The following is a 16,543-nucleotide window of genomic DNA, read 5'->3' on the forward strand; positions in this document are numbered from 1 at the left end:
CCTTACTTAGCCAGCGCTTCTACCGTGGCTTTCGCGCCATTCTGCAATAGCTGTTGGTAAGCGTCGGTAACGGCTTGCACAAATTCGTGGTTCTTCGGCAGGTCGTTGCCAAAGATAGACTCGATGGCCAGTAGCCCGCGAACGCGTTCTTCCGGCGTCTGATATTGCTGATGAATCGCCTGATACTGCGCGAGCAGCGGATCGACGACATCAATGGTTTTACCTTGCTCATCGACACCGCCGACGTAACGCATCCATCCGGCGACGCCCAGCGTCAGGCGGCGATAGTCATCGCCCTGTTGCAAGTGCAGACGCACCGGGTCCAACAAACGCTGCGGCAGTTTCTGACTGCCATCCATCGCGATCTGCCAGGTGCGGTGTTTCAACGAGGGGTTAGTGAAACGCGCGATCAACAAATTCGCATACCCTTCCAGATCGGTGCCTTCCGGCATTGATAACGTCGGCGCTTGTTCATCAAGCATCAGCGCCAGCGCCGCGCGCCGGTAAGCCGGGTTGGTCATGGTATCGGCGATAGTGTCATACCCGCCGAGATAACCCAGATAGGCGAGGAAAGAGTGGCTGCCGTTAAGCATACGCAGCTTCATCATCTCAAACGGTACGACGTCTGCAACGAATTGCGCGCCGACGGTGTCCCAGTCCGGGCGACCATTCACAAAGTTATCTTCGATGACCCACTGGCGGAAGGGTTCGCAGGCGATAGCGCAGGGATCATAAACCCCTAACTGGTCGGCAACCAGCTGTAGCGTCTCTTCGGTCGCTGCCGGAACAATGCGGTCAACCATGGTGCAGGGGAAGGTCACATTGTCGGCAATCCATGCGGCGAGGGCGGCATCGCGAGCTTTTGCCAGGCCGAGGACGGCAGCCTTCGCGACGTGACCATTCTCGCGTACGTTATCGCATGACAACACGGTAAAAGCTTTCAGTCCTTGCTCCCGGCGCATGTTTAGCGCTTCGACAATATAGCCAATGGCGGATTTAGGCTGCTGTGGATGGGCAAGATCGTTTTGGATCAGCGGGTTATTGACATCAAGCTCGCCGCTGGCGGGGTCGGTGCAGTAGCCTTTTTCGGTCACGGTTAAGGAGACGATGGCGGTTTCCGGGCGCGCCATTGCCGCCAGAATCCCTGCATGGCCGTCGAATTCAGGGTGCAGCGCTTCTTTCATTGAACCGATAATTTTCAGTTCGGTGCTTTCTGCGCCGCGTTCTGCAACGGTGTACAGCAGATTTTGCGCTTTCAGGTTCGCGATCAGCCGCGCGTCGTTACCCGGCATCAGGTTCACTTCACAAATGCCCCAGTCGCTGTCGCTCTTTTCCAGTAGATGATGGGTAAAGAGCGCCTGGTGCGCGCGGTGAAACGCCCCGCAGCCCAGATGCACAATACGGGATACCAGACGTGATTTGTCCCAGTTTGGGCGGGCGACGGAAACCTGGGCGGTGGCGATATTCTGTTCCATTGCAAACTCCTGTCATTCGACGTCTTCGCCCGCGATCTCCGGGGCGAGGCATGTTGCTATTGCATTGAGTAGGGGAAATCGCATGACGCGTCGCGCCATGCGAAAGAAGGTTATTTGCTAAAGAAAGCGCGCTGGATAGCCAGTTCGACGCCGCGGACTTCCGCAAGCCCTTTCAGACGGCCAATGGCGGAATAACCCGGATTCGTTTTCTTCTTCAGATCGTCCAGCATCTGATGACCGTGGTCCGGGCGCATTGGGATCAGATCGTCGCTACCTTCGGCTTTACGACGGTGCTCTTCTTCCACAATCGCTTTAACAACTTCATACATATCCACATCGCCGTGCAAATGGGCGGCCTCGTGGAAGGTCTTCGGATTCTCTTCGCGCAGCGTAGAGCGCAGATGCGTAAAGTAGATGCGCGGACCAAACTGTTTGATCATATCAACCAGATCGTTGTCGGCGCGCACGCCGTAAGATCCGGTACACATGGTGAAGCCGTTCGCCATGCTATTAACGGTTTCCACCATCCATTGCATGTCTTCAATGGTAGAGACAATGCGCGGCAGGCCGAGAATAGGGCGCGGCGGATCGTCAGGGTGAACGGCCATACGCACGCCAACCTCGTCGGCAACCGGAATAATGGCTTTCAGGAAATAGGCAAAATGTTCACGCAGTTTTGCTTTATCGATATCTTTATACGTCGCCAGGTGTTGACGGAACTGATCCAGCGTATAGCCTTCTTCCGCGCCAGGTAAACCGGCAATAATGTTGCGGGTCAGACGTGCTTTGTCTTCCTCGCTCATGGTGGCGAAACGCCGCTCTGCCTGAGCAATCTCTTCTGCCGTATAGTCGGCTTCTGCTCCCGGACGCTTCAGGATATGCAGTTCGAACGCGGCGAATTCAATCTGGTCAAAACGCAACGCTTTTGAACCATCCGGCAATACGTATTCCAGATCCGTACGTGTCCAGTCCAGCACCGGCATAAAGTTATAGCAAACCGTATAGATACCGCATTGCGCCAGGTTACGCAGCGTTTGCTGGTAGTTTTTGATCCATAAATCGTACTGACCGGTGTGGGTTTTGATGTCTTCGTGGATAGGTACGCTCTCTACCACAGACCACTCCAGACCCGCCTCTTCAACGATAGCTTTACGTTTCTGGATCTCGTCTACCGACCAAATTTCTCCATTCGGGATATGGTGTAACGCCGTTACCACGCCGGTTGCGCCAGCCTGGCGTACATCTGACAGCGTTACCGGGTCGTTAGGTCCGTACCAGCGCCAGGTTTGTTTCATATCTCGTTTCCTCTTCTTGCGATAACGTCTTCGTGGTTGACCCATTGCCAGCCAACTTCGAAACGTGCTTTGTAAACCCGTTCTGCCCCCTAAATTCAACCAAAATTTTTCTCATGTCAACCTTATTGTCTAAATTGGCTAACCAAATCACAAATATCATCATTCACGGTCTGCCAATTTTATTTATTTGATCTGTGTCAATTTTTGCTGGGTGAAAAGCATTCACCATTCAACTTGAAATGAGTTGATGTATTTATTTCAAGAATATTAAGGGCGGGAGTTGCCGCCAGATTTTGACCGGTCCGGATGAGAAAATATTGATTGGTCAACCAATTTTTGTGATTTCAGTTTTCCCGCTACAGGTCAGACGGCGCGGAGCTAATGTTTTTTAACGAGGCTTTATCATGAAGATGACAAAATTAAGATGGTGGATTATCGGCCTGGTCTGCGTAGGGACCATCGTAAACTACCTGTCCCGTAGCTCGCTTAGCGTTGCGGCGCCAGCGATGATGAAAGAACTCCATTTTGATGAGCAACAATATTCCTGGGTGGTGAGCGCCTTCCAGCTTTGTTACACCATTGCGCAGCCGATCACCGGCTATTTGATGGATGTCATCGGACTGAAAATCGGCTTCTTTATCTTTGCCTTGTTATGGTCGCTGATCAACATGGCGCACGCGCTGGCCGGCGGCTGGATAAGCCTGGCATTTCTGCGTGGTCTGATGGGGCTAACCGAAGCGTCAGCGATTCCGGCCGGGATTAAAGCCAGCGCCGAATGGTTCCCGACGAAAGAACGCGGTATTGCGGGGGGTCTGTTTAATATCGGTACTTCGATTGGTGCGATGCTGGCGCCGCCGCTGGTGGTCTGGGCGATGCTGACCTTTGCTGATAGCGGCATCGGTACTGAAATGGCGTTTGTGATTACCGGTGGGATCGGCGTGCTGTTCGCCATCACCTGGTTCCTGATTTATAACTCGCCAAATAAACACCCGTGGATCACCCACAAAGAGCTGCGTTATATCGAAGACGGCCAGGAAAGCTATCTCCAGGACGATAATAAAAAACCGGCCGTTAAAGAGATCGTTAAAAAGCGTAACTTCTGGGCGTTGGCGATTACCCGTTTTCTGGCTGACCCGGCATGGGGAACGCTGAGTTTCTGGATGCCGCTGTATCTGATTAACGTGATGCATCTGCCGTTAAAAGAGATCGCCATGTTTGCCTGGCTGCCATTCCTGGCGGCGGACTTTGGCTGCGTTGCAGGCGGTTTCCTGGCGAAGTTCTTCATGGAAAAGATGCACATGACCACGATCAATGCGCGTCGTTGTAGCTTTACCATCGGCGCTGTTTTGATGATTTCGATCGGTTTTGTTAGCATTACGACTAACCCGTATGTCGCCATTGCATTGATGAGTATTGGCGGTTTTGCGCACCAGACGCTGTCTACCGTCGTGATTACCATGAGCGCTGACCTGTTCAAGAAAAATGAGGTCGCGACGGTTGCCGGTCTGGCAGGATCTGCGGCATGGATGGGACAGTTAAGCTTCAACCTGTTTATGGGGGCATTGGTCGCTATTATCGGTTACGGCCCGTTCTTCATTGCACTCAGTCTGTTCGATATTATCGGCGCCATCATCCTGTGGGTACTGATTAAAGATCCAGAAAAGCACCACCCGCCAATGACGGAACAGCCGCTGGCGTCTCACCGCTAAAGCTGTCTCGGTTTCACTGGCCTGATAAGCGAAGCGCTACCGGGTTCTAACGGCCACCTTCGGGTGGCCGTCTTCATTACCCTTATCGGTAAAAATACGCGTTGGTTTTATACCAGCGCGTTATCATTTAGTTTGCCTGATTATTTTCAGATGCTGAAAATAATATTGTGGTAAGGGTTATTGTTTTTCGCCTGGATTTTTATCGACTCTCTGTCTCGCTGCGATCATCGATAAAGTCCCCTTTATGTAAATAAAGGTTCAATGCTTCTACTCTTTTCTCCATATATTTTGCGCAGCTTCACAAAAAATAACCTGATGTCGTAATGTCTGCTCCCTAATATTCTCCATGCGCTATACGTTAATTTAAGTTTAAATTTCATGCCGGGGATATCACGATGTCACGTAATTTTACTGTTTCAGTTTGTCAGTATATTGTTACTGAAATAAACACTTTTGAAGATTTCATAACAAAGGTAAGGATGCTTCTTAATAAAAGTCAGGGGGCTGATGTCGTTATCTTCCCGGAGCTATTTACCATTGAGTTATTTACATTATTGAAAAAATGGCAAGAAAGACCCATTTCACACCTAACTTTAATTGATCAGTTTACGGATGCCTATAAGCAGCTTTTTCAACAGGAAGCGAAAGAAAGAGGACAGTTCATTATTGCTGGCTCTCATCTGGAGCAGACTGGAGCAGATCGCTATGAGAATGTTGCGCATATATGGGGACCCGATGGCGAACATTATGCTCACAGTAAGACGCATATCTTCCCGGCTGAACGGGGTTGGTATACTCAGGAAGGCGATAAAATGGCTGTTTTTCAACTGCCATTTGCAAAGGTGGGTTTTAATATTTGTTATGAAGCAGAAATACCGGAGTGTGCTGCGACGCTGGCGGAACAGGGTGCTGAGTTAATTTTAACGCCTTCCGCTACGTTTACTGAACAGGGATTTTGGCGAGTCAGGCATTGTTGCCACGCACGTTGTATTGAAAATCAAATTTATCTTGTTCACTGTTGCCTGGGCGGAAACCCGGGCGGGCCACTGCCAGGCTGCTGGGCCCGAAGTTCAATTTTAAGCCCCTGTGATGTCGTGTGGAAAAATCCACAAGGTATTATCGCAGAGGCGCACGTCAATCAAGAGGATGTCATTTCAGGAGAAATTAACCTCGATGTTCTATATGAAAATAGACTTGGGGGGGCAGCAACAACGTTCAAGGACAGACGCAGAAAAGCAGGCATATATAATATCTGGCCATCACACATTAAATAACAGAATGTGTCCCTTCTATGTATTAGCTGGAGGTCGTTATGGGATATTTAAAATTACCTGAGGGTAAAAGGATTGCGGTCAATCTTGGTGTCGATGTAGATGCTCAGTCTTTATGGCTGGGCGGATTTAATCGACCGTCGCCATCCTTTATGTCACGAGGAGAGTTTGGTGCACAAGTTGGCGTACCAAGGCTTCTGAAATTGTTCAAAGAAAATAATATCAAAACCACCTTTTTTATTCCCGGACACACTGTAGACACCTTCCCGGAAATCAGTAAAGCGATTTTTGATGCCGGGCATGAAATCGCTCACCATGGCTACTATCATGAAAATCCGACGCTGGTGAATCGTGATACAGAACGCCGACTTATGGATCTGGCGTTCGCCTGTTATAAAAGACATTTCGGCATACGCCCTGTGGGATACCGTTCTCCCTATTGGGATTATAGCGAGAATACGCTGGATCTTCTGGAGGAAGCCGGTTTTCTCTATGACAGTAGCCTGATGGCGAGAGATCTTGTGCCTTACCATCCTCAACGTTGGCAGGTGAATTGGGAAACGGGAAATATCGCAGGCCCGGTCAGCGCGATTCTGGAAATTCCTGTTAGCTGGTATCTGGATGATTTTCCCGCACTGGCGTATACCGGCAACCAGGAGGGGATGAGCGATACTGACGGTGTTCTGCGACGCTGGAAGGATATTTTTACCTATGCTTATAACCATCAGGAAAACGGTTTATATGCGATGGCCCTTCATCCGCAGATAATCGGTCATGGGCATCATATGATGATGTTGTCACGTTTGATTGAACATATTAAAGGGCATGATGGCGTATGGTTTGCAACCTGTGAAGAGATAGCCAGTGTCTGGGTGGATGACGAAGAGGATCGACAAAAAATGCTCCGTCCTGATGTTCGTGGCGTAGCGCCGGTTCCGGATGATTATGGCTGGCCAGGCAAATGATATCACCTCATGACAATGTTAATATCAGTCGGGTAACGGATTACCCGGGCAGAAGTTACCTGTTTGCCCGCTCGTTAATGCATATTATCCATCAGAAAGGGAGACTATCCCGGGACGTATAAAATCTTTTTTATTTCGGTCAAAACGTTAATCAACGAGAATAGTTTGTTTTTTGATTTAAATCATTTTTTAGTGTTCACAGGAAAATAAGCAAATAGCATTTATAATGTGAGTATTAAGAAAAATAAAATTTCCATAGTGATTAATTTTTATTTAACGCTTTGATTTTTAATGTTTTTGTATGTGTTAATTGATGTAAATCAATTTGGATTTTTTTATTAAATAAGTAAAAATTAAGTTGATATTTGCTTTTTGATGTGTTTTTTATATATAGCTGATTATTATTCTGAAATGTCAATTTTTGAATAACGACGCTGTGATACCGGCACCAGGGATACTTTGCGATAAAAGGGATTGAATATGGCAGAGAGCGTTCAGTATAACCTCAATTGTATTTGGCCACAGCGGGCCAAAACCCTCTATTGCTTTGCAACCAGCGGAATAACGTTCATCAGACGTGGGTAAACGTCGGCAAAATCCCTGCAAACCTGGCGCTTTTCACGCTGTGTTTTTTGGTCGTTGCGCTTTTAATAAGAGTCACAAGCGCTGGCCGCCGGTATTCGTCTGGCTGCTGAACTGCCACCTGATCAACAAGGAGATAAATCATGGATGCGATTTTTTTAAAGCTCGACAATATCAAAGGCGAAAGCCAGGTTGAAGGCTTTGAAGATCAGATAGAGATCATGTCTTATAGCCACAATGTGGCAATGCAGGTAAATAACGATGTTAGCCTCACTGAGCGGACTTCCGGGCGCGCGCATGTTGGTGAAATGTCGCTCACCAAATTTGTCGACCTCGCCACGCCTGTGCTCAATGAGTACTGCTGTAGCGGGAGGCTAATTAGAACCGCGGTGCTGACGTTGTGCCGCAATGACGACGGCAAAATGCGGTCGCTTATCGTTTATACCCTGACAAACGTGCTGATATCACAACTCAGTGTTAGCGGCGGCGCCGGCGGTAAGCCGGTGGAAACGATGTCGCTGAACTTCACGAAAATCGAATGGCAAATCACTGCCGAGAAATCAGACGGCGCTCAGCAGGAGTCCAGAACGTCAGTATGGGATCTGGCGATGGACCAGATAGGGAAATGATGATGACGCCAACCATTCCGGTCGCGCTATTCGACAGGCTCTTGGTTGAGGGGATAAGCCCACATGAATTGGTACGACGCAAGTTAATGTGTTTATTCAACTCTTGCGCCGTGCCAGGTGGCGAGACATTACCGCCGCTGCTCACTCGGGGTATGCCGGAATGGCACGAGGTGAATGTGGGTGACAAACGGGTTCTCAACTGGTTTTGCCGTGAGCTTCGCGCTGCTATTTTACGTTATGAACCGAGCATCAACATGCTGAAAGTCAGTGTAAAAGATGCCTATCATCAGACGCTGGCGTTGTCTTTGGAAGCGATGTTACAGGATGAGTCTGAACCGTTAAGACTGGAGATAGCCTACTCTAACGGTAGATGGCGCTAGTAATGCAGGAAGGAACGCCGGGCCGGGCGTTTAACATTACCCACAAGCAATAAAACGCAGCGAACGAACCTGATAATCAGGCAGACAGTCCACCTTTCGGTATGGTTGATCTGCCTGCATCATTTTCAGGATGGTTAATAACGGACCATGACAGATTTAAGTTCGGTATAGTCATCAATAAACGCGCTGCCAAATTCACGACCAATGCCCGATCCTTTCATCCCTCCAAAGGGTACCGCGGGATCGAGGAAGGTATGCATATTGACCCACACCATGCCAGCATCAATATCTTCAGCGTAGCGTAATGCCTTAGACATATTTTCCGACCACACACTTGCAGCAAGGCCAAATGGCGAAGCGTTGATATGCGAAAGCGCCTCTTTTTCATTCTGATAACCGATAAAGCTACAGACAGGGCCAAAGGTCTCCTCGTGCATCAGCGTACTGTTTTTACTACGCACTTTTACCGCCGTCGGCTGTAAAAAGTACCCTTCGCCGGGTAAAGTTTCACCGCCGTAAACAATGGTATCCCCTTCTTCCCGTGCGCGTTGAATCAGACGCAGCACTTTTTCAAGCTGAACCTGATTCGCCAGCGGGCCCATCACCGTTTTTTCATCTAAAGGGGAGCCGGGCACGATCTCCGATAACCGTTGCCTGAGGAGCGTCATGACCGTATCCAGTTTTTCCTGGGGCAGATAAAAACGCTCTGCGGCAGCACAAATCTGTCCTTGATTCAGATAACCGGCTTCAAGAATACCGTTGACCATGGCTTGTGCCGTGAGATCATTGAGAAACAGCGCCGCATTTTTCCCTCCCAGTTCGAGGGTAACGCGTTTTCCTGACGATGTTGCCGAACGCCGGACTTTCTCACCTGTCGCAACTGACCCGGTGAAACTCACTTTGGCGCAATCTGGATGCGCGATCAGCTGTTGCGCTATCTCACCGCCAGCACCGTTTACCACGTTAATTACGCCATCAGGGAAACCTGCCTCTTTAGCCAGCTCAGCGACTCGCAGCAGTGTCAGCGGGGTATATTCACTTGGTTTAATGACGATGGTGCAGCCACATACCAGCGCTGCGGCCAGCTTCCAGATAGCAATCATAATTGAGAAATTCCACGGCACAATACCGACGACCACCCCAATGGGTTGGCGTTGGGTAAACGCTGTGTATCTCTCTTCTCCCATTGATGGCAGGGAGACATTCAGCGTTTCACCGGTTATTTTTCCTGCCCAACCGGCAAAGTAACGCAGGAAGGCCACTGACTGATCGAGTTCAAGACCGCGCGACAGCATAATCGTTTTACCTGAACAGACGCTTTCCAGTTGAGCTAACTCTTCACGATGAGCGGCAAGAGTATCAGCCAGTTTCAGCAGTAATGCGCCGCGTTGTAACGTTGGCATTTTACGCCAGACATCAAACGCCCGTCTGGCGCTCTGCATGGCCTGTTCTGCCTGCGCAGGGGTTGCCGACACAACGTCGGCGATGATTTTGCCGGTGGCTGGGTTAGTGACCGAGAAGTTCGTGCCGTTTCCGGCCTGACGTTCACCTGCAATAAATTGTCCGTGTCGTTGGCGTAAAAAAGTCGTTACTTCGGCAAGTAATGTCACGTCGCTCATCAGAAGTGCCTGTAGGTCAGGAATGTACGTTTTTCCATCTCAACATACTTGCCTGGAACTGAATATCGTTCCAAAGAACGTCATTCTTCCGGACGATATTTTGTAAAACGTTACCGTGCTGTGATAGCGGTCTTAGTCAAGCGTGATGACAAGGTAACGCGATGAATACAAAAATCGATGCGTTGAATTACTACGGCGCGACGAAAAAATACCCGTTGCATTTTCCTGCTCTGCAAGACGATATTGATGCCGATGTGGTGATCATTGGCGGTGGCTTTTCAGGCATCAATACCGCGCTGGAACTGGCGGAGCAGGGGATCACTAATGTTGTCGTTCTGGAAGCCCGCCATCTTGGGTATGGCGGCACCGGGCGAAACGGCGGTCAGGTGATGGCCGGTATAGGTCACGACATCGAAGCCGTTAAAAAATATGTAGGCGCAGCGGGAATGGAGACGCTGTTTAAAATCTCGAACCTCGGCGCGGGTATTATTCGGGAGCGAATTCGTAAATACCATATTGATGCTGATTTTGTCCCCGGATATGGTTATCTGGCCTACAACCAGCGGCAGTTAAAAACGCTGCAACAATGGGAAAAAGAATTCAAAGCCGCTACGCCGGAAGACGATATTGAACTCTATACCGGTAAAGACGTGCAGCAGGTTATTGGTTCCGACGTCTACTGCGGTGTTCTCAAGCATATGGGGGGAGGGCATGTCCACTCGCTGAATTTATTGCTGGGCTCCGCTCAGGCTGCGAATTCGCTGGGGGTGAAGATATTCGAATATTCACCTGTGGTTGAGGTCAGTTACGGTAAAACTGTGCGGGTACGTACTGCGATGGGCAGCGTAAAAGCGGCCAAATTGCTGTGGGCCTGTGATAGCTTTCTCAATAATCTGGAACCAGAAATTTATAAGAAAACGCTGGTTACTTATTCTTATCAGGTCTCTACAGAACCTCTCTCCAGCGAGCTTGTTGAGCGGATCAGTCCCTTGCGCGGGGCTTTTAGCGATATCCGCCCGGTGATAAATTACTACCGTCTCACAAAAGAAAACCGTCTGCTGTTTGGCAGCGCCACAAGGTTTCTTGAATATACCCCGCACGATTTTGCTGCCTGGAACCGCACTCTGTTGACGGAGGTCTTCCCTTATTTGAAAGACGTTAAAATCGATTTTGCCTGGGGCGGACCGATGGCCTGTAGCGCGAATCTGTTTCCGCAGATTGGCACGCTTCGTGAACACAATAATGTTTTTTATGTTCAGGGTTATTCCGGATTTGGCGTCACGCCTTCCCATATTGTATGCAAAATCCTGGCCGAAGGAATAAATGGCGGTTCCGAGCGGTATCGTCTGATGAGTAGCATTCCCCACGCGACAATTTATGGTCGCGACAGTCTACGTCTATTGCTGGTCAGTGCGGGAAAACTGATACATCAAACAGCCGGTTTCTGGAAAGGCCGGAATTAACCAGGAGAACATTAATGCACGCTTTTAAACTCAATCAACCTGTTCCTGAATTACAGCCAGTCGGGAGTGTCAGCCTGTTAGGGGCGTTGCCAACAGAAGGCGATCCCCAGGTCGCCGTTGCGATGATTTACGGTAAACCTGAGGACGTATTTACCTGTGGACTGTTTTCATCGACCCGCGGCGGTTTCACGATGATTTATCCCTTTACCGAGCACGCAACCGTGCTGGAAGGGGAAGTGGAACTCACTGTCGCGGGTCAGGAACCGATACGTTTTTCACCGGGCGATAGTTGGTTTGTTGAACAGGGAACCGAAGTGGCATGGAAAGTTTTAACGCCCCGTTTTGTAAAACATTATCTGGCAAACGTTGAAAGCCATAAACAGGGTTGAATCCTTTAATTGTTCGTCAGTAGCGTTGGCATCACTGGGGAGAATAACGCGCTCCCCACTTGCTATTAGCGCATGCGGGGACGGCGTCACAACGTTATTTACCGTTATCCCTCTTCAGGACGATACCTGTTAGATGCGCTGCCTGCCATAAATAAGCGTTATTCCGGAGCGGTAATTTATTGTTGTAATAATAGTGAAGAGGTTGACCATGTTTAAAAACAGACTTGCCAGCCATCTTGAACGTGGCGTTATTGGTTTCCCCACGACGCTTGCCAGCTCCGTCGGGCTGATTATGGCAAGCCCGGTGATCCTGACCGTGACCAGTGGTTTTGGCTCAGGGGGAGATACCTTTGCTCTTGCGGTATTACTGGCATTTATTATGATGCAAGCGCAGATTACCACCTTTGCCGAAGCGGCAACGCTCATTCCCACGACTGGCTCCGTCTACGACTATATCTCCTGCGGGATGGGGCGTTTTTTCGCTATCACCGGTGCGCTTTGCGCTTACCTGATCGTACACATTTTTGCCGGCACGGCAGAAACGATTCTCGCTGGCGTCATGGCGCTGGTGAACTTTGAGTCTGTTAGCGAACACGTGGCCATGCAGCACAATACCTGGATGGTTGGCGTCGGCATGGTAGTGGTTTTCGGGTTATTGAATGCCATTGGTGTTGAAGTATTTGGCAAGGTGGAAGTGTTTCTTACATTCGGTATGTGGACTACCCTGACCATCTTCGGTTTATGCGGGATCCTGTTATCCCCGGTCACTCATCATTCCGGGTGGTTTGGCGCACCGCTTGATGTCAGTAATCTTTCTGGTCTGTTTGGTTATATTGGCATGGCGATGTTTATGTTCGTCGGTTGTGAACTGGTCACGCCAATGGCGCCGGAAATTAAAAAAGCGCATCGTACGATTCCCAGAGCGATGGCGCTTGGCCTTTTAGCGGTGGCAGGTTGTATGTTCCTCTATGGCGCTGCGATTAACCGGCAGGTAAATAATGTGGTTGTCGATGCGGCAAACCATATCTTTTTACTGGATACGCCGATGGCTATTCCCGCCTTTGCCAATCGTGTCATGGGACATGTCGGGCAATACTGGCTAGGCGTGGGGTTGTTGTTAGCGGGATGTGCGACGATTAATACGCTGATGGCGGCAGTACCGCGTATTATATACGGCATGGCGCTGGACGGCGCTTTGCCGCGGTTTCTGACCTGGTTGCATCCCCGCTTTAAAACACCGGTCATCGCCATCGCTTTCGGTGTTGCGATCCCCTGTTTACATGCCTGGTATCTGAACGGTGATATCGACCACATTGTTCCGCTGATCCTCGCTGCGGTCTGCGCCTGGGGGGTAGCTTATCTGCTGGTAACGTTATCGGTCGTTATCTTACGTATTCGGCGCCCCGATTTGCCACGCGCTTACCGGGCCCCCTGGTTTCCCTTACCTCAGATTATTTCGAGCGTGGGTATTATTATCGCCATTATTAATATTGCACCTCCAGGAATGAACAGTCGGGATGTACTTATACCATTCGGTATTATGCTTGGATTGACTGCCGCCTATGCCTTATTCTGGACATTATGTGTGCAACGGGTTAATCCTTTCCTCCCGCTTCCGGTAGAAGAGGTCGTGGAACGGGCGATGGGCAATTATGAAAAGCGAAACAATGAAGAGATGACGCCAGATGTCCTCCGTCCCCTGGTTTAAGAACGCATTAATGAATATGGTGTTACGTGATTTGAGCGGCTGGCGTTGTGAAAAATTGACCGAACATAGCGCCGTGCTGCATCTGAATGCATTTACCCAGGTTATCTGCCATGTTCAGCAAAAACGGTTATTCATGGCCAGTATTCACAGTTGTGAATTCAGGGTGAAAGGCACAATCAATTATCCTTTGCAGGGCAAAATTCGCGTTCATCAGCCCGGATGGCTGAAACGTTATCCCGTCATTTTTACTGGCAGCAAAAGTACCGCCGGGCTGATTAACTATCTTAATTGTTTCCCCAATTTACAACAGGCACTGAGTGAACTGGATTATCGTCGGTTTACGCTGGTTTTACATCATAAGGAATGGTATTGCAGCATTGAGCTATGGGCTGCTAGCGAAGTGGTTTGTAAAATGCCGCCGCTGCGCCGTTATCTGCGGCTTGAGCGGCACCAGCGTGTTCTTCTGCTTAGTGTGATAAATATGATCAATCAGGCCATGAATCAATGGCTGCAACAGGATACCGACGCCAGATAATATGACATTTTATTGCGGCATCAGATCAGAGAGTGGTATTAATTCAGGCATATATGACACAGGGGGAAAAGACCCGCAATTGACGCGGGTGAAAAAGAACGCTTTCACATATGCTGTGAATGTTGTACCGAGGACATTCTGGTTCGGGAAACCAGTTCCGTGCGATTTATCACTTCAGTTTTAGCAAAAATATTGCGTAAATGCGTTTTCACTGTTGAGAGAGAAATATTCAACTGACGGGCAATCAATTTGTTGCTGGCTCCTTCGCAGACCATTCCCACAATTTCACGCTCTTTGGCGGTCAATATTGACGTCAGATTGTTGTCTTCCTGAAGAGAATCATGAATCGCCAGTCCCAGCAATGGTTGTACTGCCTGGGCTCGCAAACGCTCTTCGCTGGAAAAAGGTATATCGCGCATTAATGAAATGCCCGCGATAATACGATGGCCCCGACGAATAAAGATCTCAATCATGTCGCACACATGATTAGGTAGCATAAATTCATGATAATAATGGCGATGTCGGGCACAGATACCGGGCGTCATCGTCGCTACGGTAATAACCTGCTGGCCGAACCGGGAAGGCGATAGCGGGTCTAATGGTTGAAAATGCTCCAGATATTGTTGGTGTGTGCTATTAGAAATGTTATGTAAAACATAAGCTTCCGGCTTTAAATAAGCATTAACACGATAAAAAACCGCCGACGACAGAGGAATGAGTTGCGCAATGCTCTGTAAGCAATGGAGAGTGATCCCGTCATTATGGCCAGTAGTTGATAAGGCTGACATGTTATCTCCTTCCATCCGGATGAGCGCGTCGGGACGCAGTAAAATAGTGGTATGTTGAAACATACAATTTACATTCGGTTAACACAATCATTCACATGTTAATAATGTGACGTGTGTTGCGATATTTTTTATAACCGATTGAAAATAAATGTTTTTAATTTAAATCTTGTCTGGCTTTCTAAAAAATAATTAAAAATTATTAATATAATTTTTTTCTGTCGCGGTTGACTCATCTCCTGAAAATGCCGTGGGTTCTCGTCCTTCAGGACGATATTCTTTTGAGATGACTGTTCTATGATTTTCTGTAATAGCGCAGGTTAACAGAGACTTAATTTCTGGTTCAGACAGGATTTGCTAAATAACGTTTCAATAGCGTCATGCGCTATGCAGAAAACCGGCGTATCAATAGATAAAGCTTGCTTTCGGCATTCTGCCCGCAGCGCCAGACGAACGCTATTGCGAAATGTGAGTCATGTCTCCGCATCAGAAATGATAATTACAGGACAGAATAATGTTGAATCTCAACACATTACGGCAACAACAAATCCCCGTAATGACTGAATATCGCGCGCAGATACCCTTTCATATTCTGGCAAAACCCATAGGCCCTGCGTGTAATCTGGCCTGCCGCTATTGTTATTACCCACAGGGCGAAACGCCCGTAGAAAAAATGAATGAATCAACGCTGGAGGTTTTTATTTGTCGCTATATTGCGGCGCAACCTGCCAGTGCGCGTGAAATTAATTTTGTCTGGCAAGGCGGTGAACCGCTTTTAGCCGGAATCGGTTTTTATAAAAAGGTAATAGCGCTTCAACAACGATATGCGCCTGACGGCGTGACGATCAGTAATAGTCTGCAAACGAACGCGACGTTGTTAAACGATGCCTGGTGTCGTCTGTTTCGCGACAATAATTTTACTATTGGCATCAGTCTTGAGGGCAGTGAAGACTTGCAAAATTACCATCGTCCGGGCAAACGCGGCGAGTCCAGTTATCCGGCGGTGTTGCGGGGAATCACATTGTTACAACACTATCGAGTCGATTTTAACGTACTGATTGTCGTGCATGATGACATGGCTCGCCATGCGGCAGCCATCTACGATCATGTTGTTAGCCTTGGCGCTCGTTATCTGCAATTTCAGCCACTGATGAACGAAGGCAACGCCCTACAGCAACGTTACCAATTGAGTGCGGATAACTGGGGACGTTTCATGATTGATATCTGGCGTCAATGGCGCAAACGCGGCGATATGGGACGGGTTTTTGTGATCAACATTGAACAGGCATGGGCACAATATTTTACGCATATCAGCGCCACCTGTGTCCACTCCGCCCGCTGCGGCACGAATCTGGTCATGGAGCCGGACGGCAAACTCTATGCCTGCGATCATCTGATTAATAGCCAGCATTACCTGGGACAGCTTGCTAATAATACGTTAGCGCCAGCCGTAGATTCCGCAACCCGGCTTCCCTTTGGTATTAAGAAAAGCCAGCGCCGGGAGTGTCAACGGTGTTCTATGAAAATAGTCTGCCAGGGAGGCTGCCCCGCACATATCAACAGTGCCGGCTACAACCGACTTTGTAGCGGCTATTACTCTTTTTTCACGGAGATTCTGGCTCCGCTACGCGCCTGGCCCCGGAATCTGAATGGACTGAAAGCCTGGCGTGCTGACGTTATGGGTAGATTTTCGGGCTGATGGTCCCTCTTGCCGCATTTGCTCGCCGCTCTTGTACAA

General features: G+C 49.0%; 14 protein-coding genes. 10 read left to right on the top strand and 4 right to left on the bottom strand.

The window, feature by feature from the left end; genetic code table 11:
• Positions 1 to 2: 2 nt before the first annotated feature.
• Together EOS98_RS03640 and uxuA are read right to left on the bottom strand one after the other, a co-directional pair.
• Entirely contained in the window at positions 3 to 1,475 is a 1,473-nt protein-coding gene (locus EOS98_RS03640; RefSeq protein ID WP_000437132.1) for a fructuronate reductase, read from the bottom strand.
• Positions 1,476 to 1,585: 110 nt separating this feature from the next.
• On the bottom strand, positions 1,586 to 2,770 hold the full coding sequence (uxuA, locus tag EOS98_RS03645) for a mannonate dehydratase (protein WP_000815487.1): 1,185 nt from the start codon (positions 2,768 to 2,770) through the stop codon (positions 1,586 to 1,588).
• A gap of 404 nt (positions 2,771 to 3,174) precedes the next feature.
• Here uxuA and EOS98_RS03650 point away from each other — a divergent pair, with 404 nt between their 5' ends.
• From EOS98_RS03650 to iraD, 5 genes are all read left to right on the top strand, one after another.
• Positions 3,175 to 4,479 carry an MFS transporter gene (locus tag EOS98_RS03650; RefSeq protein ID WP_000784371.1) on the top strand — a complete coding sequence of 435 codons (1,305 nt, stop codon included), beginning with the start codon at positions 3,175 to 3,177 and terminating at the stop codon, positions 4,477 to 4,479.
• 395 nt (positions 4,480 to 4,874) lie between these two features.
• Positions 4,875 to 5,753 (top strand): carbon-nitrogen hydrolase family protein, encoded by an 879-nt coding sequence (locus tag EOS98_RS03655; RefSeq protein WP_126523832.1) that lies wholly within the window; start codon positions 4,875 to 4,877, stop codon positions 5,751 to 5,753.
• Positions 5,754 to 5,791: 38 nt separating this feature from the next.
• On the top strand, positions 5,792 to 6,715 hold the full coding sequence (locus tag EOS98_RS03660; protein ID WP_126523833.1) for a polysaccharide deacetylase family protein: 924 nt from the start codon (positions 5,792 to 5,794) through the stop codon (positions 6,713 to 6,715).
• Between the two features lie 725 nt (positions 6,716 to 7,440).
• Positions 7,441 to 7,926, top strand: coding sequence for an Hcp family type VI secretion system effector (locus EOS98_RS03665; RefSeq protein WP_000338753.1), 486 nt, complete (start codon positions 7,441 to 7,443; stop codon positions 7,924 to 7,926).
• On the top strand, positions 7,926 to 8,306 hold the full coding sequence (gene iraD, locus EOS98_RS03670; protein ID WP_023205443.1) for an anti-adapter protein IraD: 381 nt from the start codon (positions 7,926 to 7,928) through the stop codon (positions 8,304 to 8,306). The genes EOS98_RS03665 and iraD overlap by 1 nt, the downstream gene beginning before the upstream one ends.
• A 134-nt stretch (positions 8,307 to 8,440) precedes the next feature.
• Here iraD and EOS98_RS03675 read toward each other — a convergent pair whose 3' ends face one another.
• The gene (locus tag EOS98_RS03675) at positions 8,441 to 9,925 is read right to left on the bottom strand and encodes an NAD-dependent phenylacetaldehyde dehydrogenase (protein WP_001286407.1); all 1,485 of its coding nucleotides are present in this window, start codon (positions 9,923 to 9,925) and stop codon (positions 8,441 to 8,443) included.
• Positions 9,926 to 10,086: 161 nt separating this feature from the next.
• On the opposite strand from EOS98_RS03675, the gene EOS98_RS03680 reads away from it, so the two are divergent.
• The 4 genes from EOS98_RS03680 (at position 10,087) to EOS98_RS03695 (ending at position 14,020) form a co-directional block, all read left to right on the top strand.
• A complete protein-coding gene (locus EOS98_RS03680) occupies positions 10,087 to 11,388 on the top strand; it encodes an NAD(P)/FAD-dependent oxidoreductase (protein ID WP_001092814.1) in 1,302 nt (433 codons plus the stop codon).
• Between the two features lie 14 nt (positions 11,389 to 11,402).
• Complete coding sequence (locus EOS98_RS03685) at positions 11,403 to 11,777, top strand: cupin domain-containing protein (RefSeq protein ID WP_000542984.1); 375 nt, start codon at positions 11,403 to 11,405, stop codon at positions 11,775 to 11,777.
• A 208-nt stretch (positions 11,778 to 11,985) separates the two neighbouring features.
• On the top strand, positions 11,986 to 13,485 hold the full coding sequence (locus EOS98_RS03690; RefSeq protein ID WP_000475960.1) for an APC family permease: 1,500 nt from the start codon (positions 11,986 to 11,988) through the stop codon (positions 13,483 to 13,485).
• Entirely contained in the window at positions 13,463 to 14,020 is a 558-nt protein-coding gene (locus EOS98_RS03695; RefSeq protein WP_000100101.1) for a DUF3156 family protein, read from the top strand. The genes EOS98_RS03690 and EOS98_RS03695 overlap by 23 nt, the downstream gene beginning before the upstream one ends.
• 104 nt (positions 14,021 to 14,124) lie before the next feature.
• Here EOS98_RS03695 and EOS98_RS03700 read toward each other — a convergent pair whose 3' ends face one another.
• Positions 14,125 to 14,808, bottom strand: coding sequence for a helix-turn-helix transcriptional regulator (locus EOS98_RS03700; protein ID WP_001275358.1), 684 nt, complete (start codon positions 14,806 to 14,808; stop codon positions 14,125 to 14,127).
• A gap of 511 nt (positions 14,809 to 15,319) precedes the next feature.
• On the opposite strand from EOS98_RS03700, the gene EOS98_RS03705 reads away from it, so the two are divergent.
• Entirely contained in the window at positions 15,320 to 16,504 is a 1,185-nt protein-coding gene (locus EOS98_RS03705) for an anaerobic sulfatase maturase (RefSeq protein ID WP_126523834.1), read from the top strand.
• Positions 16,505 to 16,543 lie beyond the last annotated feature (39 nt).

This window comes from Salmonella sp. SSDFZ69 (assembly GCF_004010755.1).
Taxonomy (GTDB): domain Bacteria; phylum Pseudomonadota; class Gammaproteobacteria; order Enterobacterales; family Enterobacteriaceae; genus Salmonella; species Salmonella enterica.

Bases quoted from the DNA above. Each gene is read 5' to 3' on its own strand.
- EOS98_RS03640 (WP_000437132.1), bottom strand. From the start codon at position 1,475: ATGGAACAGAATATCGCCACCGCCCAGGTTTCCGTCGCCCGCCCAAAC.
- EOS98_RS03665 (WP_000338753.1), top strand. From the start codon at position 7,441: ATGGATGCGATTTTTTTAAAGCTCGACAATATCAAAGGCGAAAGCCAG.
- EOS98_RS03690 (WP_000475960.1), top strand. From the start codon at position 11,986: ATGTTTAAAAACAGACTTGCCAGCCATCTTGAACGTGGCGTTATTGGT.
- EOS98_RS03695 (WP_000100101.1), top strand. From the start codon at position 13,463: ATGTCCTCCGTCCCCTGGTTTAAGAACGCATTAATGAATATGGTGTTA.
- EOS98_RS03660 (WP_126523833.1), top strand. From the start codon at position 5,792: ATGGGATATTTAAAATTACCTGAGGGTAAAAGGATTGCGGTCAATCTT.
- uxuA (WP_000815487.1), bottom strand. From the start codon at position 2,770: ATGAAACAAACCTGGCGCTGGTACGGACCTAACGACCCGGTAACGCTG.
- EOS98_RS03675 (WP_001286407.1), bottom strand. From the start codon at position 9,925: ATGAGCGACGTGACATTACTTGCCGAAGTAACGACTTTTTTACGCCAA.
- EOS98_RS03685 (WP_000542984.1), top strand. From the start codon at position 11,403: ATGCACGCTTTTAAACTCAATCAACCTGTTCCTGAATTACAGCCAGTC.
- iraD (WP_023205443.1), top strand. From the start codon at position 7,926: ATGATGACGCCAACCATTCCGGTCGCGCTATTCGACAGGCTCTTGGTT.
- EOS98_RS03700 (WP_001275358.1), bottom strand. From the start codon at position 14,808: ATGTCAGCCTTATCAACTACTGGCCATAATGACGGGATCACTCTCCAT.
- EOS98_RS03680 (WP_001092814.1), top strand. From the start codon at position 10,087: ATGAATACAAAAATCGATGCGTTGAATTACTACGGCGCGACGAAAAAA.
- EOS98_RS03650 (WP_000784371.1), top strand. From the start codon at position 3,175: ATGAAGATGACAAAATTAAGATGGTGGATTATCGGCCTGGTCTGCGTA.
- EOS98_RS03655 (WP_126523832.1), top strand. From the start codon at position 4,875: ATGTCACGTAATTTTACTGTTTCAGTTTGTCAGTATATTGTTACTGAA.
- EOS98_RS03705 (WP_126523834.1), top strand. From the start codon at position 15,320: ATGTTGAATCTCAACACATTACGGCAACAACAAATCCCCGTAATGACT.